Source organism: Methylobacterium endophyticum (genome assembly GCF_050591105.1).
Classification (GTDB): Bacteria; Pseudomonadota; Alphaproteobacteria; order Rhizobiales; family Beijerinckiaceae; genus Methylobacterium.
This window is the reverse complement of sequence record NZ_JBNHES010000055.1, coordinates 1-575: the sequence shown is the minus strand read 5'-3', so window position 1 is coordinate 575 and position 575 is coordinate 1. Positions and strand designations below refer to the sequence as shown.

Sequence of the window (575 nt, the reverse complement as noted above, 5' to 3'; positions counted from 1 at the left end):
GCCGAGGACTTGAAGAAGTTCAGGAACGAGTCGGTGGGCAGCGCGTACTCGACGCCGCCGCCGACGGCGTAGCCGGTCTGGAAGTCGTCGGTGTTGGCGGTGCCGAACTGGCGGCCGCCGCCGGCGCCGTAGGCGAAGCCGCCCGTGGCGTAGACGAGGGTGCGGTCGAAGGCGTAGCCGAGACGGCCGCGCACGGTGCCGAAGTAGTCGAGGCTCGAGACGCCGTTCGGGTTGAACACCAGCGAGCCGGCGTTCAGGCCCGGCGTGGCGGCGAAGCGGTTCCGGTTACGGCCGAAATCGGCGTACTGGGCGTCCGCCTCCAGGCCGACCACGAAGCCCGAGCCCGGCGTGAACTGGTAGTTGTAGCCGACCTGGCCGCCGCCGACGAAGCCGTCGCTGCTGCGGTTGTTGCCGAAGGCCAGCACGCCGGTGTTGCCCGAGGCGGCGTTGGTGAACAGGCCCGAGGCGGCCGGAACGCCGATCACCGTGGGGGCGCGGTTGTCCTGCGTGCCGAAGCCGTAGCCCGCGTTGAAGCCCGCGTAGAACCCCGTCCAGGTGAACACCGGAACCGGAAC

1 protein-coding gene is annotated in these 575 nt (G+C 70.4%); it reads right to left on the bottom strand.

From position 1 onward, the window contains the following. A partial coding sequence (locus tag ACP56T_RS21890) for an outer membrane protein (RefSeq protein WP_430914114.1) occupies positions 1 to 575 on the bottom strand: 575 nt, incomplete at both ends.